Origin of the sequence: Alsobacter ponti (assembly GCF_024294805.1) — a bacterium.
Taxonomy (GTDB): domain Bacteria; phylum Pseudomonadota; class Alphaproteobacteria; order Rhizobiales; family Beijerinckiaceae; genus Alsobacter; species Alsobacter ponti.
In genome coordinates this window covers 102809-126255 of the sequence record NZ_JANCLU010000001.1, presented here as the reverse complement: position 1 = coordinate 126255, position 23447 = coordinate 102809, and the positions used below count along the sequence as shown (strand labels likewise).

The following is a 23447-nucleotide window of genomic DNA, read 5'->3' as shown; positions in this document are numbered from 1 at the left end:
GACGAGGGCTCAGTGGCCCTCGAACGAAATCAGGGTGCGCACCGGGACGTCCAGCGCGCGCAGCCGGTCGGCCCCGCCGAGATCGGGTAAGTCGATCACGAACACGCAGGCGGCGACCTCCGCGCCGATCCGCCGCAGCAGTTCGACAGCGGCCGTCGCCGTGCCGCCGGTGGCGATCAGGTCGTCGACGAGGATGACGCGCTCGCCGGGCGCGACGGCGTCCTCGTGCATCTCCATCTCGTCGAGCCCGTATTCGAGCGAGTAGGCGACCGAGACGACGGTGTGCGGCAGCTTGCCCTTCTTGCGGATCGGCACGAAGCCCGCCGAGAGCTGGTGCGCGACCGCGCCGCCGAGGATGAAGCCGCGGGCCTCGATGCCGGCGATCTTGTCGATCTTCGTTCCGGCGTAGGGCTGCACCAGCTCGTCCACCGTGCGCCGGAAGGCGCGGGCGTCGCCGAGCAGCGTCGTGATGTCCCGGAACATGATGCCGGGCTTGGGATAGTCCGGGATCGTCCGGATGGCGTCTTTGAGGCTCGTGGCAAACGGCATGGAGGGCTCGCGGGAGGTGGCAAGGCGGAGCGGCGATTGGGTTCGCGCCTTCCGGCGCGGGGTGGCACTATAGACCCGCTCCCCCGCCCGACCACAACCCTCCCCGGGAGGTTTGCCGAGAGAGGTTTGCCATGAGGAGTGTGCCATGAGGAGTGTGCCATGAGCGTTCCCAACCAGGGCGGCCCGATCCAGACCGGCGCGGTCAGGGTCGAGGCGAGGCCGGCCGGAGTCACGATCGCGGATATCGACATCCCCTTCGGGCGGCTGGTCGCCTTCTTCGTCAAGGCGGCGCTGGCGGCGGTCCCGGCCACCCTGATCCTGTGGGTGATCATGGGTTTCGTGGCGATGGTGCTGGGAACCCTGTTCGGCTTCGGGCAGCACGGCTGGATGATGGTGCGCTGAGGGCGGCCTGTTCGCAGTCGGTCGGATTCCGGTGCGAAACGGCGAACGTCAGCCCCGGATTCCGCGCCGAACAGCGCCGCGATCGCGCGTTCCAACGTCCATTCCGCCGAACACGGGATCTTCGGCTGGAATTCCGGATGCCGGCGGGCCTCAGCGGCCCAGCACGCGCCCGGCCACGGCGTCGAGGCGCGCCAGAACCTCGTCGTCGCGCGCGCCCGGCGCGGTCATGATGGCGTCGTCGAGCGCGCGGTGGGAGCCGGCCGGGCAGGCCTCGCGCTCGGCCGGGAAGTCCCGCGCCAGCCGGGCCAGCACGCGGCGGGCGCGCTCGACATTGTCCTTCATCACGTCCACCACCGCCTTCACGTCGACGACGTCGTGTCCGGGGTGCCAGCAGTCGAAGTCCGTCACCATCGCCAGGGTGGCGAAGGTGATCTCCGCCTCCCGCGCCAGCTTGGCCTCGGGCATCGCGGTCATGCCGATCACGTCGCAGCCCATGGCCTTGTAGACGAGAGACTCGGCGCGGCTCGAGAACTGCGGGCCCTCGATGCAGACATAGACGCCGCCGCGCCGCACCGGCGCGGCTTCGGCCTCCGCCGCTTCGGCGACGCGCGCGGCGAGGCGGGGGCCGACGGGCGTGGCCATCGACACGTGGGCGACGCAGCCCTTGCCGAAGAACGAGCTGTCGCGGCGGTAGGTGCGGTCGATGTACTGGTCGACGACGACGAAGGTTCCGGGCGGGAGCTCCGCGTGGAACGACCCGCAGGCGGAGAGGGAGACGATGTCGGTCACCCCCACCCGCTTCATCGCGTCGATATTGGCGCGGTAGTTGATGTCGGAGGGGGACAGGCGATGGCCGCGCCCGTGCCGGGGCAGGAAGACGATCTCCGTCCCGCCGATCCGCCCGAAGCGCAGCGTATCGGAGGGCGAGCCGAACGGGCTCTCGACGCGCTCCTCGCGCAGGTCGGTCAGGCCGGGAAGGTCGTAGACTCCGGACCCTCCGATGACGCCCAGCACCGCTTTCCCCATGACCGCCGCTCCCGTGCGCGAGGTGGGCGAGTTGTAGCCCGATCCCGCGATCCCGCAATAAACGGAAAAAGGCCCCGTCTCCGGAGCCTTTCTCCAACCTCAACCGGCGGTGGGATCACGCGTGCGCGTGGCCCTCGACGCGGCTCCAGATGCGCTTCTTGGTGAAGTAGAGCAGGCCGGCGAACAGCAGCAGGAAGACCAGCGTCTTGAAGCCGAGCTCCTTGCGCGCCTCGAGGTGCGGCTCGGCCGCCCACATCAGGAACGCCGAGACGTCCTTGGCGTACTGCACGGCCGTCTCCGGCGCCTGCGGGCGGCCGTCGGCGTCCTTCGGGTACTCGACCTGGCCGTCGCTGATCGGCTGCGGCATCGAGATGACGTGGCCGGGGAAGTACTCGTTGTAGTACTTGCCCTCGGGCACCTGGAAGCCAGCCGGCGGCTGCTCGTAGCCGGTCAGCAGCGCGGTGATGTAGTCGACGCCCTGCTCCTGGAACTGGGTGAAGATGTCAATCACGAACCAGGGGAAGCCGCGCTCGTAGGTGCGCGCCTTGGCGATCACCGAGAAGTCCGGCGGATAGGCGCCGCCATTGGCCGCCTGCGCCGCCTGCTTGTTGGCGAAGGGCGGCGGGAAGCGGTCGGCGGGGCGGCCGGGACGCTCGAACATGTCGCCCGAGTCGTTGGGGCCGTCCTTCACCTTGTACTCGGCGGCCAGCGCCTTGACCTGCGCCTCGGAGAACTCCGGCCCGCCCTTCTCGGCGAGGTTGCGGAAGGCCAGAAGCTGGATCGAGTGGCAGGCCGAGCAGACCTCCCGGTACACCTTGAAGCCGCGCTGCAGCTGGGTGGAGTCGAACGAGCCGAACGGGCCGGCGAAGGTCCAGCTCTGCCGGGGCGGCTGGACCGTGCCCTCGGCCGCCTTGACGGGGGCCGAGAGGACGAGGGCGGCGGCGAGCGCGGCGGCGCCGAGGCGGAGCGAGTTGATCATGGTCATCGGATTGTTCCCGTCTCTCTCGCTCAGCCCTTCGTGTTCGGCGCGGCCGCCGCGCCGGAGGCCATGGCGTTCGCCGAGCCCTGCTTCCCGAGCACCGCTTCCGCGATCGAGCCCGGCAGACGACGGGGCGTCTCGAACAGGCCCAGCAGCGGCAGGATGATCAGGAAGTGCGCGAAGTAGTAGGCGGTCAGGATGCGCGCGGCGATCACGTAGCCGCCCTCCGGCGGCTTGGCGCCGAGCCAGCCGAGCAGCACGCACACGATGGCGAACACCCAGAAGAACTGGCGGTACAGCGGCCGGTAGGTGGCCGACTTGACGCGCGACGTGTCGAGCCAGGGCAGGAACGCCAGCACCGCGATCGACGAGAACATCGCGATAACGCCGAGCAGCTTGTCCGGCACGGCGCGCAGGATGGCGTAGTACGGCAGGAAGTACCACTCGGGCACGATGTGCGCCGGGGTCACCGACGGGTCGGCCATGATGTAGTTGTCGGCGTGGCCGAGGTAGTTCGGGATGTAGAACGCGAACCACGAGAAGAACATGATGAACACGACCAGCGCCAGCCCGTCCTTCACCGTGAAGTAGGGGTGGAAGGGCAGCGTATCCTTCTCGGTCTGCTTCTCGACGCCGGACGGGTTGTTGGAGCCCGGCACGTGCAGCGCCCAGATGTGCAGGACGACGACGCCCGCGATCATGAAGGGCAGCAAATAGTGCAGCGAGAAGAAGCGGTTGAGGGTCGGGTTGGCGACCGAGAAGCCGCCCCACAGGTAGCTGACGACCGTCTCGCCCACCAGCGGGATGGCCGAGAACAGGTTGGTGATGACCGTGGCGCCCCAGTAGCTCATCTGGCCCCACGGCAGCACGTAGCCCATGAACGCCGTCGCCATCATCAGCAGGAAGATGATGACGCCGAGGATCCACAGGATCTCGCGCGGCGCCTTGTACGAGCCGTAGTAGAAGCCGCGGAAGATGTGGATGTACACCGCGATGAAGAACATCGAGGCGCCGTTGGCGTGCAGGTAGCGGATCAGCCAGCCGTAGTTCACATCGCGCATGATGTGCTCGACGGAGTTGAAGGCCATGTCGGCGTGCGGCGTGTAGTGCATCGCCAGCACCACGCCGGTGACGATCTGCGCCACCAGCATGAACGACAGGATGCCGCCGAACGTCCAGAAGTAGTTCAGATTGCGCGGATTGGGGAAGACGACGAACGAGGAGTGCAGCAGCCCCATCACGGGCAGCCGGCTCTCGAACCACCTCCCGACGGCGCTCTTGGGAACGTAAGTGGAATGTCCGCTCATGGCTTAATCCTGCGACGGGCCCCGCGAGGGAGCCGCTGATCTCAACCGATCTGGATCTTGGTATCGGAAAGGAAGGCGTACGGGGGCACCGGGAGGTTCACCGGCGCCGGCCCCTGCCGGATGCGGCCGGACGTATCGAAGATCGAGCCGTGGCACGGGCACGCCCAGCCGTGGAACGCGCCCTCGTGGCCGAGCGGCACGCAGCCCAGATGCGTGCAGTTGCCGTAGACGACCAGCCACTGCGCCTTGCCGGCCTTGACGCGCTCGGCGTCGGGCTGCGGGTCGGGCAGGGAGGCGAGGTTGACGTCCTGCGCCGCCTTGATCTCCTCAGGCGTCCGGTGACGCACGAAGATCAGCTTGCCGCGCCAGAACAGCTTGACGATCTGGCCCTCGCCGACCGGCGAGAGGTCGAACTCGACGGGCGCGCCGGCGGCGATCGTGGCGGCGTCCGGAGCCATCTGGCTCACGAAGGGCCACACCATCGCGACCGCGCCCACCGCGCCCACGGCGCCAGTCGCGATGAAAAGGAAATCCCGCCGGGTCGGCTCGGCCACTGCAGTCGCCACGTTCGTCATCCTCGCACCCTGCGCCCGCCCCGGGATGCGCCGGGCAGGCGTTCGATCGATCGGCTCAGGCGAAGTCCGCCATCGGCGCGCCGCAACGGCGCGACCGGCGACGGGAGTCGCCACGCGGCGGCTGTTTCGCATGAGAGGAAAGCCTTGTCTATAGTGCGGAATGATGATCGGGGCCGCGAATCCCCATCAATTCGCCAGCGTGGCGCGGGGGATACGTCCGGCCGCGCCGTATCGGGCGTTTTCGCCCCGCATTTCGACTGCCGGACCGCCGCCTTGACCTTGCGCCTCGCTCTGTTCCAGCCCGACATTCCCCAGAACACCGGCACCATGCTGCGCATGGCGGCGTGCCTCGGGCTGGCCGCCGACATCATCGAGCCCGCCGGTTTCCCGGTCTCCGACCGTCATTTCCGCCGCGCCGGCATGGACTATGTCGACCATGTCGCGATCCGCCGCCACGTCTCCTGGGCGGCGTTCGAGGCGGCGCGCAAGCTGGAGGGCGCGCGGCTGGTGCTCGCCACCACCGGCGCGGAGCTGGCCTACACCGATTTCGCCTTCGCGCCCGGCGACATCGTCCTGCTCGGCCGCGAGTCCGCCGGCGTCCCGGCGGAGGTCCACGCGGCGGCGGACGCCAGGATCACGGTGCCGATGCGACCCGGCCTGCGCTCGCTCAACGTCGCCGTGGCGGCGGCGATGATCGTCGGCGAGGCCTTGCGCCAGACCGGCGGGTTCGGCTTGAGTGCGTGACCCGGCGCCGACACGCCGCCCGCGAAGGACTCGAGATGCCCGAGAAGCCGATTTCCGCCACTCCCCTGCCCGAGGCCCCGGTGCTGGACGCCCGCAAGGAGCAGGCCTCCGCCTGGTTCCGCGCGCTGCGCGACCGCATCTGCGGCTCGTTCGAGGGCATCGAGCAGGAGGCGCGCGGGCCCTTCGACCCCGAGGCCGGCCCGGCCGGCCGCTTCGAGCGCAAAGCGTGGGAGCGGACCGACTCCACCGGCGCGCCGGGCGGCGGCGGGCAGATGTCGATGATGCGCGGACGGGTGTTCGAGAAGGTCGGTGTCCACGTCTCCACCGTTCACGGCGAGTTCGCGCCGGAGTTCCGCGGCCAGATCCCCGGCGCGTCGGAGGATCCGCGCTTCTGGGCGTCGGGCATCTCGCTCATCGCCCACCCCTGGAACCCGAACGTGCCGGCGGTCCACATGAACACGCGCTTCGTGGTGACGACGCGCGCCTGGTTCGGCGGCGGCGCGGACCTCACCCCCGTGCTCGATCGCAGGCGCACGCAGGACGACCCGGACACGGTCGCCTTCCACGCCGCCTTGCGCGGCGCCTGCGAGGCCAACGCGGCGGTGGCCGACCACGGCCGGTTGAAGGCGTGGTGCGACGAGTACTTCTTCCTCAAGCACCGCAACGAGCCGCGCGGCGTCGGCGGCATCTTCTATGACTGGCTCGACAGCGGCGACTGGAACGCCGACTTCGCCTTCACGCGCGACCTGGGCGACGCCTTCCTCTCCGTCTATCCCCGGCTGGTGCGCGCCAACATGGCGACGCCGTGGACCACGGCGGACCGCGAGGAGCAGCTGGTGCGGCGCGGCCGCTACGTCGAGTTCAACCTGCTCTACGACCGGGGCACGATCTTCGGCCTGCGCACCGGCGGCAATGTCGAGAGCATCCTCTCCAGCATGCCGCCCCGCGTGCGCTGGCCCTGAGCGCTGGAGGCCGGCCGCGCCGCGCATTATATGTGGAGCATGACCCAAGGCGAACGCCCGTCTTCCCCCGCGCCGGCTCTCGACTCGCTGACGGCCGGCGTGCAGGCCGCGGCCGGGAAGGGGCCGCCGCCCGTCCATCTGTGGAACCCGGCCTATTGCGGCGAGATCGACATGCGGATTGCGGCGGACGGCACGTGGTTCTACATGGGCACGCCGATCGGCCGGCCGGCCCTGGTGAAGCTGTTCGCCTCCGTGCTGCGCAAGGACCCCGAGCGCTTCGTGCTGGTGACGCCGGTGGAACGCGTCGGCATCCGGGTCGACGACGCGCCCTTCGTGGCGGTGGCGATGGAGACGCGCGGCGAAGGCGCCGGGCGCGCCCTCGCCTTCCGCACCAATGTCGACGACTGGGTGATCGCCGATTCCTCCCACCCGCTCCGCTTCGAGCGGGAGGCCACCGGCGGGCTGCGCCCCTACGTGCTGGTGCGCGGGGAGCTGTGGGCGCGCGTCTCCCGGCCGGTGTTCTACGATCTCGTCGAGCTGGGCGAGGAGCGGGACGTCGCGGGCGTCGCGATGTTCGGCGTCGCCTCCGCCGGCACGTTCTTCCCGATGGCGGAGGCGGCGGAGCTGGCGGCCCAGCTCGCCGCCGGCGAGGACGCGCCATGAGCTCCACCGTGCTCGGCGACGCCTTCAGCCCCGAGGCGTTCGAGGCGCGCGCGCTGGCGCGCCTGTCGCTGGCCGAGCCGGAAGCCCCCGCCGACCCCGCGCACGTGCCGGCGCGCGGCGACCACGTGCTCAACCCCGACGACGATCCCGCCTCGCGCCACGCCGAGCGCCCTCCCCGCCCGGCCGCCGTGCTGATCCCGGTGGTGGCGCGGCCGAGCGAGGCGACGGTGCTGCTCACCCGCCGCGCCTCGCATCTGCGCGATCATTCCGGGCAGGTGGCCTTCCCCGGCGGCAAGATCGACGAGGCGGACGGCTCGGCCGTGATGGCCGCGCTGCGGGAGGCGGAGGAGGAGATCGGCCTGGACCGCCGCTTCGTGCGTCCGCTCGCCTGCCTCGACCTCTACCTCACCGGCACGGGCTTCCGCATCGTCCCGGTGATCGGGCTGGTCAGCCCGGGCTTCACGCTCGCCGTCAACGCCGACGAGGTCGACGAGGCGTTCGAGGTGCCGCTGGCCTTCCTGATGACGCCGGACAACCACGAGCGGCGCTCGCGCGAGTGGCGCGGCCGGCAGCGGCACTTCTACGCCATGCCGTATGGCGACCACCTCATCTGGGGCGTCACGGCGGGCATCGTCCGGAACATGTATGAAAGGCTCTTCGCCACATGAGCCGAGCTCTGTTCGAGGAAGCCATCCTCTTCCTGCTTCCCTTCGCGCTGTTCGCGCTGTGGCTGGCGGTGCGCCGGCGCAAGCTCTTCGAGCGGCTGCACTGGAGCGGCAACGTCTCCTGGCTCACCATCGCCGGGCTGGTGCTGGCGCTGGGCTGGATCGTCTACACGGGCCTCACCGCGCCGCGCGGGCACGGCGACTACGTGCCCGCCCACATGGAGAACGGCGTGTTCGTGCCGGCCCAGACGCGATGAAGGACGGACGGTGAGCGCCCCCCTGACGACGCGCCTGCCCCCCGGCGGCTTCATCGAGATGCCGGAGGTGCGCGCCATCCTGGCGCTGCTCGACCGCGACGGCGAGCAGGCCCGCGTCGTCGGCGGGGCCGTGCGCAACGCCCTGCTCGGCCTCGCGCCGGGCGACATCGACATCGCCACCACCGCCCTGCCCGAGGAGGTGACGCGCCGCGCGCGGGCCGCCGGCATCCGCGCCGTGCCGACCGGCATCGAGCACGGCACCGTGACGCTGGTCATCGCCCACCACCCCTTCGAGGTGACGACGCTGCGCGAGGACGTCGAGACGGACGGGCGGCGCGCCGTCGTCGCCTTCGGCCGCGACTTCTCGCACGACGCCAGGCGGCGCGACTTCACCATGAACGCGCTCTACGCCCGCGCCGACGGGACGGTGGAGGACCATATCGGCGGGCTCGCCGACATCGAGGCGCGCCGCGTGCGCTTCATCGGCGACCCGGAGACCCGCATCCGCGAGGATTACCTGCGCATCCTGCGCCTGTTCCGCTTCCACTCCCACTATGGGCATGGCGAAATCGACCGCCCAGCGCTGACCGCCGCCGTGCGGCTGCGCGCCGGGCTCTCGCGCCTGTCGGCCGAGCGCATCCGCAACGAGCTGCTGAAGCTGCTGGTGACGCGCCGCGCCGCCGAAACGCTGGCGCTCGTGGCCGGCAGCGGCTTCCTCGACCGCATCCTCGCTGGCGTCGGCGACGCCGCCGCGCTCGCCGCGCTCGCTCCCCACGAGGCGGCGCACGACCCCATCCTGCGCCTCGCCGCCGTCGCCGTGCGGACGCGCGAGGACGCCGAGCGCCTGCACGCGCGGCTGCGCCTCTCCAACGCGGAGGGCGCGCGCCTCGCCCTCGTCGCGCGCCTGCTGGAGCATCTGCACGAGCGCTTCGACGGGCTCGACCGCGCGCGTCTGCGCGAGCTCGCCTTCCGCCACGGCGCGCAGCCGGTGCGCGACGCGCTCACGGTCGAAGCCGCCCGCCGCCGCGCCCTGCCTTGGCCGGCCGCGCTCGCCGAGGCCGCCGGCGCGCTGGACGAACCCTTGCCGGCCTCGCCCTTCTCCGGCGCGGCGGTGATGGCGCTCGGCGTGCCGCGCGGCCCGCGCGTCGGCGCGGTGCTGGAGCGGGCGCGGACGCTGTGGATCGCGGCCGGATTCCCGGCCGACCCGGAGGCCCACCGGGCGCTGCTCGCCCGCGCGCTCGCCGAGGCGTAGACGCGCCGGCGCGCTTTCGACTCCATTTTGCCGGTGCGGCGGGCTACGATCCGCCCTCAGGGGCCCCAGGCCCCGGGAACGAGGCGGGACGATGAGCCGACAGCCGCAGCGACCGGCGGACATCGCGCAGAGGCTGGCCAATCGGAGCCGCGAGCGCAAGGACGCGCCCAGCGCCGGCGGCGGCTGGCGTCGGGACACCTTCACCCTGCCGCGCCAGGAAGCGCGGGAAAAGGCGCTGGAATGGTTCGCCCGCTTCCCGAAGGCCGCCTACATGACCGAGATCGAGTGGTGGCGCGAGCTGGACGACGGCCAGATCGAGTTCACGATCCGTCGCCTCCCCAGCGCCGATTGAGACGCCACGCTCGCGCCACGCTTTCGCCGCGCGCGGCTTGGAAGCTCTTGCCGCGCGCCGCCCGCGCCCGACTTCTTGGTTGCGCGCACGCGATCGTGTGGGCGACAGTTGCGCGGAGGGGCGTCGTCGGCCTTGAGGCGGCCGGAACTCCGGGCGAAACTGATGCTTGGTAGGTTTTGACCGGCGAGACGACCACAGGGCAAGACGGCGGGCGGACCGCCCAAACGAAAAACGGGGACTCCATGAGCGCTGAGGTTTCCAACACGGCCAGCCTCGACACCGCCATCGTGCAATCGGCCGAGGCCGCGGTGGCCCAGGTCGGGCGCGCGCGGGAAGCGATCGCCAGCGTCGTCTTCGGCCAGGAGCAGGTCGTCGAGAACGCCCTCATCACCATTCTCGCCGGCGGGCACGGCCTCGTGGTCGGCGTTCCGGGCCTGGCGAAGACGAAGCTGGTCGACGCCATGGGCACGGTGCTCGGGCTCGAATCCCGCCGCATCCAGTTCACGCCGGACCTGATGCCGTCCGACATCCTCGGTTCCGAGGTGCTGGAGGAGGCCGCCGCCGGCCGGCGCTCGTTCCGCTTCATCCGGGGCCCGATCTTCGCCCAGCTCCTGATGGCGGACGAGATCAACCGCGCCAGCCCGCGCACCCAGTCGGCGCTGCTGCAGGCGATGCAGGAGTACCACGTCACCGTCGCCGGCGAGAGCCACGACCTGCCGCGCCCCTTCCACGTCCTCGCCACCCAGAACCCGATCGAGCAGGAGGGCACCTATCCGCTGCCCGAGGCGCAGCTCGACCGCTTCATCATGCAGATCGACGTGTCCTACCCGGACGCCGCCACCGAACGCCGCATCCTGCTGGAGACCACCACCGACGCCGTGGCCCGTCCCACCCAGGCCATGACGGCCGAAGAGCTGATGGCGGCCCAGCGCCTGCTGCGCCGCCTGCCCGTCGGCGAGAGCGTCGTCGAGGCCATCCTCAACCTCGTGCGCTCGGCCCGGCCGGGCGAGGGCGCGGCCGAGATCGCAGACCATCTCGCCTGGGGCCCCGGCCCGCGAGCCGGCCAGTCGCTGATGCTGGCGGTGCGCGCCCGCGCGCTGATCCAGGGCCGGCTGGCTCCGTCGCTGGACGACGTCGTGGCGCTGGCCGGGCCGGTGCTGAAGCACCGCATCGCGCTCACCTTCGCCGCCCGCGCGGAGGGCGCGACCGTCGACGGCATCATCGCGCGGCTCGTCGAGAGGATCGGCTGACCCTCATGATCAAGGTCCGGGTGCTCGATCGCCAGGAAGCCAAGGCCGGTCCCCGGCAGGCCACGGACGCGCTCGACCTCGCCCGCCGCCTGCCCCGCATCGTCATCGAGGCGCGCCGCATTGCCGCCACCGCCGCGCACGGCATCCACGGCAGGCGACAGGCCGGACCCGGCGAGGCGTTCTGGCAGTTCCGCGCCTTCACGCCCGGCGAGCCGGCGAACCGGATCGACTGGCGGCGCTCGGCCCGAGACGACCGGCACTACGTGCGCGAGCGCGAGTGGGAGGCGGCGCACACGATCTGGCTCTGGATCGACCGCTCGGCCTCGATGGGCTTTTCGTCGTCGCTGGCGCTCGCGCCCAAGGTGGAGCGCGCGCTGGTGCTCGGCCTCGCCCTGGCCGACGTGCTGGTGCGCGGCGGCGAGCGCGTCGGCCTGATGGGCCTGAGCAACCCGGCGGCGACCCGCGCCATCGTCGACAAGCTGGCCGAGGCGCTGGCGGCCGACCGCGCGCCCCAGGACCTGCCGCCCGCCATGCCGCTGCCGCCGCTGACCGAGGCGGTGCTGATCGGCGACTTCCTCTCCCCGGCCACGAAGGTGCGCGAGGCCATCGAGCGCATTGCGGCGCGCGGCGCGCGCGGCCACCTCGTGCTCGTCGTCGACCCCGTCGAGGAGACGTTCCCCTTCGAGGGGCAGGCCGTGCTGGCCGACCTCGAGGGCCCCGACACGCTGCGCGTCGGCGACGCCGGCTCGTTCCGCGCGATGTACCTGGAGCGCATGGCGGCGCACCGCGAGGCGCTGCGCGATGCGTGCGCGCGCCGCGGCTGGACGCTGACGATCCACCGCACCGACCGTCCCGCCTCGGAGGCCCTGCTGACGCTGGCCCGCCGCATCGCCGATCGCGGGGGCGCGGGGGTCGGGCCGGTTCTGGCGGCGGGAGGCTGAACCATGTTCGAGGCCCTGCCGTTCGGCTTTTCCGCCCCCGCCGTGCTGCTGGCGATGGCGGCGCTGCCCGCGCTGTGGCTGCTGCTGCGGGTGACGCCGCCGCAGCCCCGGCGCATCGACTTCCCGCCGCTCAAGCTGATCCTCGACCTCGTGCCGAGGCAGGAGACGCCGGCGCGCACGCCGTGGTGGCTGCTGCTGCTGAGGCTGCTGGTCGCGGGCCTCGTCATCGTCGCCATGGCCGGGCCGGTCTGGAACCCCACGAAGGACCTTGCCGGCGGCTCCGGTCCGCTGGTGCTGCTGGTCGACAACGGCTGGGCCGCCGCGCCGGACTGGACGCAGCGCACCGAGGCGGCCGAGGACCTGCTGCGCGGCGCGGCGCGCGCCGGACGGCCCGCCGCCGTCGTCGCCACGGCCGACGGCGCGGCCGACGTGCAGATGGCCGATTCCGGCTCCGCGCTGGAGAAACTGCGCGCGCTGCGGCCCGCGCCGCATTCGCCGGACCGGATGGCGCTGCTCGTGCCGCTGCAGCGCTTCCTGTCCCGCGAGCCCACGGCCGAGATCGTCTGGATCAGCGACGGCGTCGCCATCGACGACGGCGCCGGCTTCGCGGCGTCTCTGAAGCAGGCCATCGGCAACCACGCGCTGACGGTGCTCGCCGGCCCGGTGGCGCGTCCGCTGGCGCTCTCCAACGTCGACAACACGGGCGCGGGCATGTCGGTGCGCGTGCTGCGCGCCGCGCCCAACGGCCGCGACTCCGGCGTCATCCGCGCCAGCGACCGGCGCGGGCTGCCGCTGGGCGAAGCGTCGTTCGCCTTCCCCTCCGGGGCCGTCGAGACGCAGGCGACGCTGAAGCTCCCGGTCGATTTGCGCAACGACATCGCCCGCCTCGACGTGGCGGACGAGCGCACCGCCGGCGCGGTGGCGCTGGTCGACGAGGCGAGCCGCCGGCGGCGCGTCGGCGTCGTCTCCGGCGCGACGGTGGACGTGGCGCAGCCGCTGCTGTCGCCGACCTATTACGTGTCGCGCGCGCTCTCTCCCTACGCGGACGTGCGCGAGCCCCGCATGGGACCGGTGGAGGCGATCCGCACCCTGCTCGACGAAAAGACGCCGATGCTCGTGCTCGCCGACATCGGCACGCTGCCCGCCGATCTGCGCGAGCGGCTGAACCAGTACGTCCAGCAGGGCGGCGTGCTGCTGCGCTTCGCCGGCAACCGGCTGGCGGCGGCGACCGGTGACGAGCTGGTGCCGGTGCGGCTGCGCCGGGGCGGACGCGCGCTGGGCGGCGCGCTGTCGTGGGAGAGCCCGCGCACGCTGGCGCCCTTCGACGCGTTGAGCCCGTTCAGCGGGCTGGCGACCCCGAAGGATGTCGGCATCAACCGCCAGCTTCTGGCCGAGCCCGACGCCGACCTGACGCGCAAGACCTGGGCCGCGCTCTCCGACGGCACGCCGATCATCACCGCCGAGCGGCGCGGCCAGGGCCTCGTCGTGCTCGTCCACGTCACCGCCGACACGAGCTGGTCCAACCTGCCGCTCTCCGGCCTGTTCGTCGACATGCTGCGCCGGATCGTCGGGCTCGCGGGCACCGGCGAGGCGCAGGCGCGCGCCGCCGGCAACGCCGGCCCGCCCGTCTTCGTATCGCCGCTGCGCACACTGGACGGCTTCGGCGTGTTCGGGCCGCCTCCCGCCACGGCGAGGCCCGTCGCCGTGGGCGGCGACCTCACCGGCTCGCGCGACCACCCGCCGGGCTTCTACGGTTCGGCCGACGCGCCGCTGGCGGTCAACACGCTGTCGGCCGCGGCGAAACTCGCCCCTGTCGACTTCGCCGCGCTCGGCGCGCGGCCCGAACCGCTGGTGCGCGAGGCCCCCGTCGATCTGCGTCCCTGGCTGGTTGCGCTCGCCCTGTTCGGCTTCGCGCTCGACACGCTGGCGGTGCTCTGGCTCTCCGGCCGGCTCGCCTTCGTGCGCGGCGGCCGCGCCGCCGCCGCCGGCCTCGTGCTCGCCGCCGCGCTGGCGCTATCGCTGGCCGATCCGCGCGCCGCGCTGGCCCAGGCGCCGCCTCCGGTCCAAGGCGCTCCGGCCCAAGGCTCTCCTGCCCAAGGCGCGCCGGCCGCCCGGCCGCAGGCCACGCCGCGCCCGCCGGTGAGCCCGAAGGAAGCCGACGCGGCGCTCGCCACGCGCTTCGCCTACGTGCTGAGCGGCGACGCGGCGGTGGACGAGATCAGCCGCTCGGGGCTTGCTGGCCTCGGCGTCTACCTGTCGGCGCGCACGGCGCTCGACCCCGCCGAGCCGGCCGGCATCGACCCGGCGCGCGACGAGCTGTCGCTCTATCCGCTGATCTACTGGCCCATCGTCTCGAACCGGCCCGCGCCCGGCGAGGCCGCGATCCGCAAGCTCGACGACTTCATGAAGAACGGCGGCACCGTGGTGTTCGACACGCGCGACGCGCTGTCGTCGCGTCCGGGCGCGCCGCAGACGCCGGAGAACCGCATCCTGCGCCAGATCCTCTCCGGCATCGCCGTGCCCGAGCTGGAGCCGGTGCCGAAGGACCACGTGATCACCAAGGCCTTCTACCTGATCGACAACTTCCCCGGCCGCTACAATGACGGCCAGACCTGGATCGAGGCGCTGCCGCGCGAGGGGCCGGAGGCCGACCGCCCGGCGCGGGCCGGCGACGGCGTGTCGCCGATCATCATCACCTCGAACGACCTCGCCGCCGCCTGGGCGAGCGGCCGGCGCGGCGAACCGCTCTATCCGCTGGTGCCGGGCGCGCCGCGCCAGCGCGAGATGGCGTTCCGGGCCGGCGTGAACATCGCCATGTACGCCATGACCGGCAACTACAAGGCCGACCAGGTGCACGTGCCCGCCCTGCTCGAACGGCTGGGGCAGTGACATGAGCCTCGACTGGTCGCCCCTTCTGCCGCTGCCCGTGCTGGTTCCGCTGGCGCTGCTCGGCGTGCTGGCGGCGGGGCTGGCGCTCGCCGTGCGCCAGACGGGATCGGTGCTGCGCGCGCTCGCCGTCGCCTTTTTCATCGCCGCCTTGTTCAACCCCTCCTTCGTGCGCGAGGAGCGCGAGCGGCTGAAGGACGTCGTCGCCGTCGTCGTCGACCGCTCCGCCTCGCAGACGCTCGACAAGCGGGCGGCGCAGACCGACGCCGTGGCCGCTGCCGTGCAGTCCCGCCTCGCCGCGCTGCCCGATGTCGAGACCCGCACGATCGAGGTCGGCGAAACCTCCGGCGGGGGCGAGGGCACCCGCCTGTTCTCCGCGCTGCAGAGCGGCCTCGCGGACGTTCCGCCGGACCGCATGGGCGGCGCGATCCTCATTACCGACGGCGTGATCCACGACATCCCGGAAGCCGCCGAGGCGCTGGGCTTCCACGCCCCCGTCCACGGGCTGATCACCGGCCACACGGCCGAGCGCGACCGCCGCATCGCTTTGCTGGATACGCCGCGCTTCGGCATCGTCGGCAAGGACCAGACGATCCGCCTGCGCATCGACGACCCGGGCTTCACCGACGCCGTCAAGGTCACCGTGAGCCGCGACGGCCAGCGCGTGCTGGAGCGGCGCGCTCTGCCGGGCGAGGTGCTGCGCCTGCCGGTGCGCATCGACCATGGCGGGGCCAACGTGGTGGAGGTGGAGGCCGAGACCGCGCAGGGCGAGCTGACGACCTTCAACAACAAGGCCGTCATCCCGATCGAGGGCATCCGCGAGAAATTGCGCGTGCTGCTCGTCTCCGGCCAGCCGCACGCCGGCGAGCGCACCTGGCGCAACATCCTGAAGTCCGACGCCAATGTCGACCTCGTCCACTTCACCATCCTGCGCCCGCCGGAGAAGCAGGACGGCACGCCGATCAGCGAGCTGTCGCTGATCGCCTTCCCGACGCGCGAACTGTTCGAGACGAAGATCTCCGAGTTCGACCTGATCATCTTCGACCGCTACGCCAACCAGTCCATCCTGCCGTCGATCTATTTCAGCAACATCGCGCGCTACGTGCGCGACGGCGGCGCGGTGCTGGTGTCCGCCGGGCCGGAGTTCGCCGGCCGCTCCGGCCTCTCCGGCACGCCGCTGGGCGTCGTCATCCCCGCCCAGCCGGACGGGCGCATCGTCGAGCGCGCCTACCTGCCGCAGGTCACGCTCACCGGCCAGCGCCACCCCGTCACCCGCGCCCTGCCCGGCTCCGAGGGCGAGCAGCCGCAATGGGGCGAATGGCTGCGCCAGATCTCCGCGACGGTGCGGACGGGCTCGACCGTGATGCAGGGCGCCGACGACAAGCCGCTGCTGGTGCTGTCGCGCGAGGGCAAGGGGCGCGTCGCGCTGCTGCTCTCCGACCAGACCTGGCTGTGGGCGCGCAACTATCGCGGCGGCGGGCCGCATCTCGACCTGCTGCGCCGCCTCGGGCACTGGCTGATGAAGGAGCCGGACCTGGAGGAGGAGGCGCTGCGCGCCGCCGCGCGCGGCAACACCGTCACCATCACCCGCCAGAGCCTGGCCGACGAGGTCGCCCCCGTCACCTACACCGGGCCCTCCGGCGCGGCGAAGACGGTGAACCTCGCCGCCGCCAGCCCCGGCCTGTGGGAGGCGAACTTCGATGCGACGGAGACGGGGCTCTACCGCCTCACCGACGGCAAGCTGACGGCGTTCGTCAGCGTCGGCCCGCCCAATCCGCGCGAGTACCAGGAGGTGCTCTCCACCACCGCCGCGCTGACGCCGCTGGCGGAGGCGACAGGCGGCTCGGTGCGCCGCGTCGCCACCCGGCCCGACGACACGCCGCGCGTGCCGAGCATCGTCGCGCTGGGCGGCGCGTCGCGCTTCTCCGGCTCGGACTATATCGGCATCCGCCGCACCGACGCCTCGGTGGTGCGCGGCGTCGGCGTCGTGCCGGTGTTCCTCGGGTTCATGGGCCTGCTGCTGCTCGCCGCGAGCCTGCTCGCCGCGTGGCTGGGCGAGGCGCGGCTGGGGCGCGTTAACCGGGGCTGAGCCTCACGCCGCCGTCTCGGCGCGCGCCGCCAGCGCCCCGGCGAGATCGGGCCGGATCGCCCCCTTCGCCTCGGCGAGCACGCCCGGCTCCAGCTCGAGCGCGAGCAGCCGGTCGGGATCGACCGGCCCCGGCATGTCGAGCTGGCCGCGCGGGATCTTGCGGAAGCCGGCGCGCTTGTAGAACGGCTCGTCGCCGACCAGCAGCACCAGACGATGCCCCTCGGACGCGGCGGCGGCGAGCGAGCGGCGCACCAGCGCCATGCCGATGCCGCGGTTCATGAAGGCGGGCTCCACCGTGACCGGACCGAGCAGCAGCGCCGGCACGCCGCCGGCCACGATGCGCGTGAGGCGGATCGAGCCGACGATCAGCGTGCCGACCAGCGCGGTGAAGGACAGGCTCGCCTCGTGCGGCACGCCCTCGCGCAGGCGATACGCCGTGCGGGCGAAGCGGCCGGGGCCGAAGGCGCGCTCGTGCAGCTTCTCGATGGTGGCGCTGTCGGATTCGGCTTCGGGCCGGATGTGGAGGGACAGGTCGGACATGGCGGTTCCGGGGCGGTGTGCGGCCTCACCGGCCTGCGGGCCCTTTGGGGCCGGTCGCGCAGGAGGGTCCGGATCGGGCCGCCGTGACGGCGGCGAGGGACGCGGGGCGTCCCGGGTGGGGAAGACGGCCGGCCGTCAGGCCGCGCGCGTCAGGCCGGTGCGCGTTGGCCCGGCGCTCAGCGTCGTCGCTCCACCCTGATGCGCATCGGCGCACGCTCCCCTGCTCGGCGCGCCACGGCGCCGGACGCGGCTTGGCTAGCACGGGCGCGGCCGAAGGTCCATCGGGTCGCGCGCGATGGCGGCGCGGTGTGGCCGGCGCGCCCTACCACCGCTCGGCCGGCGCCGCGCCATCGAGGATCTCCCGCAGTCGCGCCTGCGTGCCCCGGGTGACGTCCGCCGGCAGGGCGTCGAGCGCGAAGAACCGCGCCTCGAGGATCTCCCGGTCCGGCCGACGCTCGGCCAGCTGGCGGAACCGGCGGACGACGTAGACGGCGACGTGGTCGCGCCGCGACACGTGCCGGTTCTGGAACAGGCCGTGCAGCACGGGCGTCTCGTCGAGCGCGATGTGGCCTTCTTCCGCGCATTCGCGCGCCAGCGCCTCGAGCGCGCTCTCGCCCGCCTCGACGCCGCCGCCGGGCATGTGCCAGCCGGGCGTGTAGGCGTGGCGGATGAGGAACACGCCGCGCTCCTCGTCGATCAGCGCCGCGCGCACGCCCAGCGTCATCGGCCGCGCGAAGCGCCAGTAGGCGTGCATGCCGCGCTGCATGGCGCGGTGGACGAGGGGCGGCATCGAGCGCTCGCGCGTCACCGCGACGCGCCCCCGCCCCGCGCGCCCGACGGAACCGATGCGCGCCCTCGCCACTTGCCGGCGCGAGCGAGGCAGGGGACCATCGGGTCCGTCGCGAGGTCTTCGGAGTCGGTCATGGCGCAGAAAACATTGCCGGAACTCACCGAACGCGAGGTGCTGGCGCTCGCCATCGCCGGGGAGGAAGAGGATTCGCGCATCTACCAGACCTTCGCCGACCAGCTCCGCGACACCTATCCCCACTCCGCCGAGATGTTCGACGCCATGGCGGAGGAGGAACGCGGCCACCGCGCCATGTTGTATAACCTGTATCGCGAGCGCTTTGGCGAGCATCTTCCGCCGATCCGCCGCGAGGACGTCAAGGGCTTCCTCAAGCGCCGGCCCGTCTGGCTGAGCCAGGCGATGAGCGTCGATCGCATGCGCCAGGAGGCCGAGGTGATGGAGGTGCAGGCGGCGCGCTTCTACGACAAGGCCGCCACGCAGACGCTCGACGTCTCAGTCCGCGAGCTGCTGACCCGCCTCGCCGATATCGAGCGCGGGCACGAGCGCAGGGCCGGCGCGCTGGCGGAAACGCATCTGCGCGGCGACGCCGCCGCCGAGGAGGAAGCCACCAAGCGGCGCATGTTCGTGCTGCAATACATCCAGCCGGGCCTCGCCGGCCTGATGGACGGCTCCGTCTCGACGCTCGCGCCGCTTTTCGCCGCCGCCTTCGCGACGCAAAGCAACTGGGAGACGTTCCTCGTCGGCCTCGCCGCGTCGATCGGCGCCGGCATCTCGATGGGCTTCGCGGAAGCGCTCTCGGACGACGGCTCGCTCACCGGGCGCGGCGCGCCGTGGATCCGCGGCTTCGTCACCGGGCTGATGACCACCGTCGGCGGCATCGGCCACACCCTGCCCTACCTCGTGCCGGACGCCTGGCCCAACGCGTTCATGATCGCGACTTCCATCGCCGGGGTGATCGTGCTGGTGGAGCTGTGGGCCATCGCCTGGATCCGCGCGCGCTACATGGACACGCCCTTCCTCCAGGCCGCGTTCCAGGTGGTGCTCGGCGGCGTTCTGGTGTTCCTGGCCGGAATTCTCATCGGCAGCGCTTGACGGCGGGACCCCGCCCGGGAAAGACGAGGAAAAAGGGTCCCGAATGTTTCGCCTCGCCCATTTGTCCGATCCCCATCTCGGCCCCATCGCGCGGCCCCGGCTGCGCGACCTCGCCAACAAGCGGATCACCGGCTACATGAACTGGCGGCGCGGGCGCGACCGCACGCACGACATGAGCCTGCTCGACCGGCTCATCGAGGACATGCGGGCGCAGGAGCCGAACCACATCGCCTGCACCGGCGACCTCATCAATATCGGCCTGCACGGCGAATTCACCCTGGCCCGCGCCTTCCTCGAAAAGCTGGGGCCGCCGGACCGGGTGTCCTTCGTTCCGGGCAACCACGACGCCTATGTGCGCACCTCGATGGGCGACATCGAGCGCTTCCTCGGCCCGTGGATGACGTCGGAGAACGGCCGCTTCGAGGGCTTCCCCTATGTGCGGCTGATCGGCCCCATGGCGCTCATCGGCACGTCCTCGGCGGTGCCGACGGGCCCCTTCATGGCGTCGGGAACGCTGGGGCGGGAGCAGCGGGCGCGGCTCGCCAACGTGCTTGCCTTCCTCGGCCAGCAGCCTCTGGCGCGTGTGGTGCTGATCCACCACCCGCCCCACCGCACCGGCGCCAAGACCGGCCGCGGCCTCACCGACGCCTCGGCGTTCGAGGAGATCATCGACAAGGCCGGGGCGGAGCTGATCCTGCACGGACACAACCACGTCACGTCCATCGCCCGCATCCCGGGGCCGAAGGGGCTCGTGCCGGTGGTCGGCGTGCCGTCCTGCTCGGCCGTTCGCGGCACGCTGACCCACCGGGCCGGCTACCACGTGTTCGACATCGACCTCACCGAGCGCGGCGTCACGCTGTCCGGGCGCACGCGCGGCCTCACGGCGGACGGCTCCATCGGCGACCTCGGGGCGCTGCCGCTCTGAGCGGCGTCACCGGGAGCGGCGTCAGGGACGGCGGAACAGGTCCATCAGGAAGCCTGTCTCGACCGCGCCGGTCTTCCACAGCAGCACGCAATAGAGCAGCCCGGCCCCGAGGATCAGGCCCAGCACCAGCATGAACAGCAGGTCGGAGAGCCGCGTCGACCGCTGTGGCGCTGCGGGCACGGCCGCCGCCTCGATGGGCTCGGATAATGCGGCGGGCAGCGCGTCGGCCAGCGTGGCCAGCGCCCGCTCGCGCTCCACCAGCCGACGGCCGAGATAGGCCGTCACCGCCTCGGCGACCGGCTCGATCCTGTCGCTCTCGGCGAGCAGAACCCGGCCGGCGCGGGTCTCCTGGATGAAGCGGAAGGTGCGCCGGTCCCGCGCCATCTCCACGAAGGCCACCATGTCGACGAAGAGGCGCGGCTTCTCGCCCGGGATCAGGCCGAGATCGAACAGCTCGGCCTCCTTCGGCAGTTGCAGGAACACCGGCTCAAGCCGTTCCTTGAGCATTTCCAGCCGCGCGATCTCCGCGCCTCGCAATTCGGCCGTCACGGTGGACCGCTCGGCGTCCTCGATGCGGGCGCGGCGCACGGCCGCGCGCAGGTCGAGCGTCTGGCCGCCCGAAGGCTGCGGGAAGGGAGTGACAGGGTCGTCCTTCATCGGCTGTGTCGCGCCTGGACGCCGCGCCCCTCGCGAGGCCTCGCCCAGTCCCCGTGTTGGCGCGCGACGCCGGTCCTGCGACCGGAAGTTGCGTCACGCGGATGGTTCGACTCGCCGGCGGACCGCCGGTGGGCCGAGGTTAACGGGCCGGGCCCTCCGCGCGAAGCGGGGCGTCGGCCTTTTCCACCCCCGATGTGGCGCACGGCAAGGTTGCGGCGCGCCTCAGATGCAGCGGCCCCCGTCGACTTGCAGCACCGTGCCGGTCACCATTTCCGCCTCGTCGGAGCACAGGAACACCGCCGCGTTGGCGATATCCTGGGGCGTCGACAGCCGCCCCCACGGAATCGTCGCCTTGAACGCCGCGCGCTTTTCGGGCGTGTCCTCCCCCATGAAGGTGGCGAGCAGCGGCGTTTCGCCGGCCACCGGCGCGATGGCGTTGACGCGGATGCGGTCGGGCGCGAGCTCCACCGCCATCGACTTGGACATCAGGTTCACCGCGCCCTTGCTGGCGTTGTACCAGGTGAGGCCCGGCCGGGGCCGGACGCCCGCCGTCGAGCCGATGTTGAGGATGACGCCGCCGCCGCGCTCCCGCATGTGCGGCACGCAGTGCTTCGCCATCAGGTAGATCGCCTTGACGTTGACGGCGAAGACGCGGTCAAACTCCTCCTCCGAAACGTCGAGCATCGGCTGGTTGCGGTGGGAGACGCCGGCGTTGTTGACGACGATGTCGACCTGCCCGAACGCCCGGAGCGTGGCGTCGAACGCGGCGGCGATGTCGGTCGCCTTCGACACGTCGGCGCGCAGCGCGATCGCCGCCTCGCCCAGTCCCCGCGCCACGTCGCGCGCCTGCGCCTCGTTGATGTCGAGCACGGCCACGCGCGCGCCCTCGCGAACGAACGTCTCCGCGATGCCCTGCCCGAAGCCCTGCCCCGCGCCGGTCACCAGCGCCACCTTCCCCGCCAGCCGCGCCATTGCAAACTCCTTCGCCGGCCCCGCCGGTCAGCCGTGATTGACGACGATGGTCTTGGACGCGGAGAACTCGTAGAGGGCCTCGAAGCCCTTCTCGCGCCCGTGACCGGATTTCTTGACCCCGCCGAACGGCAGCTCGATGCCGCCGCCCGCCCCGTAGCCGTTGACGAACACCTGGCCGCAGCGCATCGCGCGCGCCACCCGCATGGAGCGGCGGGCGTCCTGCGTCCATACGCCGGCGACCAGCCCGTAGGGCGTGCCGTTGGCGAGGCGCACCGCGTCGGCTTCGTCCTCGAACGGGATCAGCGACAGCACCGGCCCGAACACCTCCTCGACGGCGAGATGGTTGGCGCGCGGCACCGGGCCGAACAGCGTCGGCGTGACGTAGTAGCCGCCCGCCGGGGCGTCGTTGTCCACCCGCCCCTCCGCCAGCACGGGCACGCCGTCCTCGCGGGCGCGGGCAAGGAAGCGCTCGACCCGCGCCTTCTGGCCCCGATTGATCATCGCGCCCATGTCGAGGTCGCGTTCGTGATGCCCGGCGCGGACCTCCTCGAACCGCCGCGCGACCGCTGCGGCCACGTCGTCATAGATGCGCCGCTCCACCAGCACGCGGCTGCCGGCCGAGCAGGTCTGGCCGCCGTTCTGGACGACGGCGCGCACCAGCACCGGCGTCGCCGCCTCGAGGTCCGCGTCGGCGAACACGAGCTGCGGCGACTTGCCGCCCAGCTCCAGCGTGCAGCCGATATGGTTTCGGGCCGCCGCGCTCTGGATGAGCGTGCCGACCTCGGGGCTGCCGGTGAACGAGATGAAGTCGATGCCCGGGTGCCCGCTCAGCGCCGCGCCGGCCTCCTCGCCGAGTCCTGAGAGCACGTTGAGCGCGCCGGGCGGGAAGCCCACCTCCAGCGCCAGCTCGGCGATGCGTAGCAGCGACAGGCAGGCGTCCTCGGCCGGCTTGGCGACGCAGGCGTTGCCGCACGCCAGCGACGCGCCGACCGAACGCCCGAAGATCTGCGCCGGATAGTTCCACGGCACGATGTGGCCGGTGACGCCGTGCGGATCGCGCACCACCGCCACCGTGTAGCCGTTGAGGAACGGGATCGTCTCGCCGTGCAGCTTGTCCGCGGCCGTGCCGTAGAATTCGAAATAGCGCGCGCAGGCCACCATGTCGGCCCGCCCCTGCGACAGCGGCTTGCCGGTGTCGCGCGATTCCAGCGCGCCGAGCTCGTCGACCCGCGCCGCGACCGCCTCGCCGAGCCGCACGAGCAGCCGGCCGCGCTCGGTGGCGCTCAGCCGGCCCCAGGGGCCTTCCTCGAAAGCCCGCCGCGCGGCGGCCACGGCGGCGTCGATGTCGGCCGCGCCGGAGCGCGGCATGCGCGCGAACACCGCGCCGTCCGAGGGGCACACCACGTCGAGCGTGCGGCCATCCAGGGCGTCCGCCAGCCGGCCGTCGACGACGTTGCGATAGAGCTGGGGAGCGCGCTCGGCGGTGCGGTCGTTCATCGGTGTTCCTTGTCGGCGGACGCGTCCAGATGCAAGAGCACCTTGGCAAGAAAACCT

General features: G+C 72.2%; 24 protein-coding genes. 14 read left to right on the top strand and 10 right to left on the bottom strand.

Annotated elements, in window-relative coordinates; translation table 11 throughout:
- Positions 1–9: 9 nt before the first annotated feature.
- Positions 10–549 (bottom strand): adenine phosphoribosyltransferase, encoded by a 540-nt coding sequence (locus NK718_RS00645; RefSeq protein WP_254737508.1) that lies wholly within the window; start codon positions 547–549, stop codon positions 10–12.
- A 159-nt stretch (positions 550–708) separates the two neighbouring features.
- Between NK718_RS00645 and NK718_RS00640 the strand changes: the two genes are divergently transcribed.
- The gene (locus NK718_RS00640) at positions 709–951 is read left to right on the top strand and encodes a hypothetical protein (protein ID WP_254737506.1); all 243 of its coding nucleotides are present in this window, start codon (positions 709–711) and stop codon (positions 949–951) included.
- Positions 952–1101: 150 nt separating this feature from the next.
- On the opposite strand, the gene NK718_RS00635 is transcribed toward NK718_RS00640, so the two are convergent.
- The 4 genes from NK718_RS00635 to petA all read right to left on the bottom strand — a co-directional run bounded on the left by NK718_RS00635 (position 1102) and on the right by petA (position 4829).
- The gene (locus tag NK718_RS00635; protein ID WP_254737504.1) at positions 1102–1977 is read right to left on the bottom strand and encodes an S-methyl-5'-thioadenosine phosphorylase; all 876 of its coding nucleotides are present in this window, start codon (positions 1975–1977) and stop codon (positions 1102–1104) included.
- Between the two features lie 115 nt (positions 1978–2092).
- Positions 2093–2956 (bottom strand): cytochrome c1, encoded by an 864-nt coding sequence (locus NK718_RS00630; protein ID WP_371877196.1) that lies wholly within the window; start codon positions 2954–2956, stop codon positions 2093–2095.
- A gap of 29 nt (positions 2957–2985) precedes the next feature.
- Positions 2986–4263 (bottom strand): cytochrome b, encoded by a 1278-nt coding sequence (locus NK718_RS00625; RefSeq protein WP_254737500.1) that lies wholly within the window; start codon positions 4261–4263, stop codon positions 2986–2988.
- A gap of 41 nt (positions 4264–4304) precedes the next feature.
- On the bottom strand, positions 4305–4829 hold the full coding sequence (gene petA, locus NK718_RS00620) for a ubiquinol-cytochrome c reductase iron-sulfur subunit (protein ID WP_371877187.1): 525 nt from the start codon (positions 4827–4829) through the stop codon (positions 4305–4307).
- Between the two features lie 282 nt (positions 4830–5111).
- On the opposite strand from petA, the gene NK718_RS00615 reads away from it, so the two are divergent.
- The 11 genes from NK718_RS00615 to NK718_RS00565 all read left to right on the top strand — a co-directional run bounded on the left by NK718_RS00615 (position 5112) and on the right by NK718_RS00565 (position 16899).
- On the top strand, positions 5112–5582 hold the full coding sequence (locus NK718_RS00615; RefSeq protein WP_256515082.1) for a tRNA (cytidine(34)-2'-O)-methyltransferase: 471 nt from the start codon (positions 5112–5114) through the stop codon (positions 5580–5582).
- Between the two features lie 35 nt (positions 5583–5617).
- Entirely contained in the window at positions 5618–6544 is a 927-nt protein-coding gene (gene hemF / locus NK718_RS00610; RefSeq protein ID WP_254737496.1) for an oxygen-dependent coproporphyrinogen oxidase, read from the top strand.
- 39 nt (positions 6545–6583) lie between these two features.
- The gene (locus tag NK718_RS00605) at positions 6584–7207 is read left to right on the top strand and encodes a DUF1285 domain-containing protein (protein ID WP_371877186.1); all 624 of its coding nucleotides are present in this window, start codon (positions 6584–6586) and stop codon (positions 7205–7207) included.
- On the top strand, positions 7204–7875 hold the full coding sequence (locus NK718_RS00600; RefSeq protein WP_254737492.1) for a CoA pyrophosphatase: 672 nt from the start codon (positions 7204–7206) through the stop codon (positions 7873–7875). Before NK718_RS00605 ends, NK718_RS00600 begins: the two co-directional genes overlap by 4 nt.
- Entirely contained in the window at positions 7872–8129 is a 258-nt protein-coding gene (locus NK718_RS00595; protein WP_254737490.1) for a DUF6111 family protein, read from the top strand. The genes NK718_RS00600 and NK718_RS00595 overlap by 4 nt, the downstream gene beginning before the upstream one ends.
- Positions 8130–8139: 10 nt before the next feature.
- Complete coding sequence (locus NK718_RS00590; RefSeq protein ID WP_443092882.1) at positions 8140–9381, top strand: CCA tRNA nucleotidyltransferase; 1242 nt, start codon at positions 8140–8142, stop codon at positions 9379–9381.
- Positions 9382–9472: 91 nt separating this feature from the next.
- Positions 9473–9733 (top strand): hypothetical protein, encoded by a 261-nt coding sequence (locus tag NK718_RS00585; protein WP_254737488.1) that lies wholly within the window; start codon positions 9473–9475, stop codon positions 9731–9733.
- A 242-nt stretch (positions 9734–9975) separates the two neighbouring features.
- A complete protein-coding gene (locus NK718_RS00580; RefSeq protein ID WP_254737486.1) occupies positions 9976–10983 on the top strand; it encodes an AAA family ATPase in 1008 nt (335 codons plus the stop codon).
- A gap of 5 nt (positions 10984–10988) precedes the next feature.
- Entirely contained in the window at positions 10989–11924 is a 936-nt protein-coding gene (locus NK718_RS00575; protein ID WP_254737484.1) for a DUF58 domain-containing protein, read from the top strand.
- Positions 11925–11927: 3 nt separating this feature from the next.
- Positions 11928–14813: a DUF4159 domain-containing protein gene (locus NK718_RS00570; RefSeq protein ID WP_254737482.1), complete on the top strand. Its 2886-nt coding sequence runs from the start codon at positions 11928–11930 to the stop codon at positions 14811–14813.
- 1 nt (position 14814) lies between these two features.
- Complete coding sequence (locus NK718_RS00565; protein ID WP_254737480.1) at positions 14815–16899, top strand: hypothetical protein; 2085 nt, start codon at positions 14815–14817, stop codon at positions 16897–16899.
- Between the two features lie 3 nt (positions 16900–16902).
- On the opposite strand, the gene NK718_RS00560 is transcribed toward NK718_RS00565, so the two are convergent.
- Positions 16903–17439: a GNAT family N-acetyltransferase gene (locus tag NK718_RS00560; RefSeq protein ID WP_254737478.1), complete on the bottom strand. Its 537-nt coding sequence runs from the start codon at positions 17437–17439 to the stop codon at positions 16903–16905.
- A 322-nt stretch (positions 17440–17761) separates the two neighbouring features.
- Positions 17762–18229 carry an NUDIX domain-containing protein gene (locus NK718_RS00555; RefSeq protein WP_254737476.1) on the bottom strand — a complete coding sequence of 156 codons (468 nt, stop codon included), beginning with the start codon at positions 18227–18229 and terminating at the stop codon, positions 17762–17764.
- A gap of 132 nt (positions 18230–18361) precedes the next feature.
- Here NK718_RS00555 and mbfA point away from each other — a divergent pair, with 132 nt between their 5' ends.
- Entirely contained in the window at positions 18362–19339 is a 978-nt protein-coding gene (gene mbfA, locus NK718_RS00550; RefSeq protein WP_254737474.1) for an iron exporter MbfA, read from the top strand.
- Positions 19340–19382: 43 nt separating this feature from the next.
- Positions 19383–20264 (top strand): metallophosphoesterase family protein, encoded by an 882-nt coding sequence (locus NK718_RS00545; protein WP_254737472.1) that lies wholly within the window; start codon positions 19383–19385, stop codon positions 20262–20264.
- A gap of 21 nt (positions 20265–20285) precedes the next feature.
- On the opposite strand, the gene NK718_RS00540 is transcribed toward NK718_RS00545, so the two are convergent.
- The 3 genes from NK718_RS00540 to NK718_RS00530 all read right to left on the bottom strand — a co-directional run bounded on the left by NK718_RS00540 (position 20286) and on the right by NK718_RS00530 (position 23390).
- A complete protein-coding gene (locus NK718_RS00540) occupies positions 20286–20921 on the bottom strand; it encodes a hypothetical protein (RefSeq protein WP_254737470.1) in 636 nt (211 codons plus the stop codon).
- Between the two features lie 222 nt (positions 20922–21143).
- Positions 21144–21893, bottom strand: a complete 750-nt coding sequence (locus tag NK718_RS00535; protein WP_254737468.1) for an SDR family oxidoreductase — start codon at positions 21891–21893, stop codon at positions 21144–21146.
- 27 nt (positions 21894–21920) lie between these two features.
- Positions 21921–23390 carry an aldehyde dehydrogenase family protein gene (locus NK718_RS00530; protein WP_254737466.1) on the bottom strand — a complete coding sequence of 490 codons (1470 nt, stop codon included), beginning with the start codon at positions 23388–23390 and terminating at the stop codon, positions 21921–21923.
- Positions 23391–23447: the final 57 nt, after the last annotated feature.

Bases quoted from the DNA above. Each gene is read 5' to 3' on its own strand.
- NK718_RS00645 (WP_254737508.1), bottom strand. From the start codon at position 549: ATGCCGTTTGCCACGAGCCTCAAAGACGCCATCCGGACGATCCCGGAC.
- NK718_RS00640 (WP_254737506.1), top strand. From the start codon at position 709: ATGAGCGTTCCCAACCAGGGCGGCCCGATCCAGACCGGCGCGGTCAGG.
- NK718_RS00635 (WP_254737504.1), bottom strand. From the start codon at position 1,977: ATGGGGAAAGCGGTGCTGGGCGTCATCGGAGGGTCCGGAGTCTACGAC.
- NK718_RS00630 (WP_371877196.1), bottom strand. From the start codon at position 2,956: ATGATCAACTCGCTCCGCCTCGGCGCCGCCGCGCTCGCCGCCGCCCTC.
- NK718_RS00625 (WP_254737500.1), bottom strand. From the start codon at position 4,263: ATGAGCGGACATTCCACTTACGTTCCCAAGAGCGCCGTCGGGAGGTGG.
- hemF (WP_254737496.1), top strand. From the start codon at position 5,618: ATGCCCGAGAAGCCGATTTCCGCCACTCCCCTGCCCGAGGCCCCGGTG.
- NK718_RS00605 (WP_371877186.1), top strand. From the start codon at position 6,584: ATGACCCAAGGCGAACGCCCGTCTTCCCCCGCGCCGGCTCTCGACTCG.
- NK718_RS00600 (WP_254737492.1), top strand. From the start codon at position 7,204: ATGAGCTCCACCGTGCTCGGCGACGCCTTCAGCCCCGAGGCGTTCGAG.
- NK718_RS00595 (WP_254737490.1), top strand. From the start codon at position 7,872: ATGAGCCGAGCTCTGTTCGAGGAAGCCATCCTCTTCCTGCTTCCCTTC.
- NK718_RS00585 (WP_254737488.1), top strand. From the start codon at position 9,473: ATGAGCCGACAGCCGCAGCGACCGGCGGACATCGCGCAGAGGCTGGCC.
- NK718_RS00580 (WP_254737486.1), top strand. From the start codon at position 9,976: ATGAGCGCTGAGGTTTCCAACACGGCCAGCCTCGACACCGCCATCGTG.
- NK718_RS00575 (WP_254737484.1), top strand. From the start codon at position 10,989: ATGATCAAGGTCCGGGTGCTCGATCGCCAGGAAGCCAAGGCCGGTCCC.
- NK718_RS00570 (WP_254737482.1), top strand. From the start codon at position 11,928: ATGTTCGAGGCCCTGCCGTTCGGCTTTTCCGCCCCCGCCGTGCTGCTG.
- NK718_RS00565 (WP_254737480.1), top strand. From the start codon at position 14,815: ATGAGCCTCGACTGGTCGCCCCTTCTGCCGCTGCCCGTGCTGGTTCCG.
- NK718_RS00560 (WP_254737478.1), bottom strand. From the start codon at position 17,439: ATGTCCGACCTGTCCCTCCACATCCGGCCCGAAGCCGAATCCGACAGC.
- NK718_RS00555 (WP_254737476.1), bottom strand. From the start codon at position 18,229: ATGCCGCCCCTCGTCCACCGCGCCATGCAGCGCGGCATGCACGCCTAC.
- mbfA (WP_254737474.1), top strand. From the start codon at position 18,362: ATGGCGCAGAAAACATTGCCGGAACTCACCGAACGCGAGGTGCTGGCG.
- NK718_RS00545 (WP_254737472.1), top strand. From the start codon at position 19,383: ATGTTTCGCCTCGCCCATTTGTCCGATCCCCATCTCGGCCCCATCGCG.
- NK718_RS00540 (WP_254737470.1), bottom strand. From the start codon at position 20,921: ATGAAGGACGACCCTGTCACTCCCTTCCCGCAGCCTTCGGGCGGCCAG.
- NK718_RS00535 (WP_254737468.1), bottom strand. From the start codon at position 21,893: ATGGCGCGGCTGGCGGGGAAGGTGGCGCTGGTGACCGGCGCGGGGCAG.
- NK718_RS00530 (WP_254737466.1), bottom strand. From the start codon at position 23,390: ATGAACGACCGCACCGCCGAGCGCGCTCCCCAGCTCTATCGCAACGTC.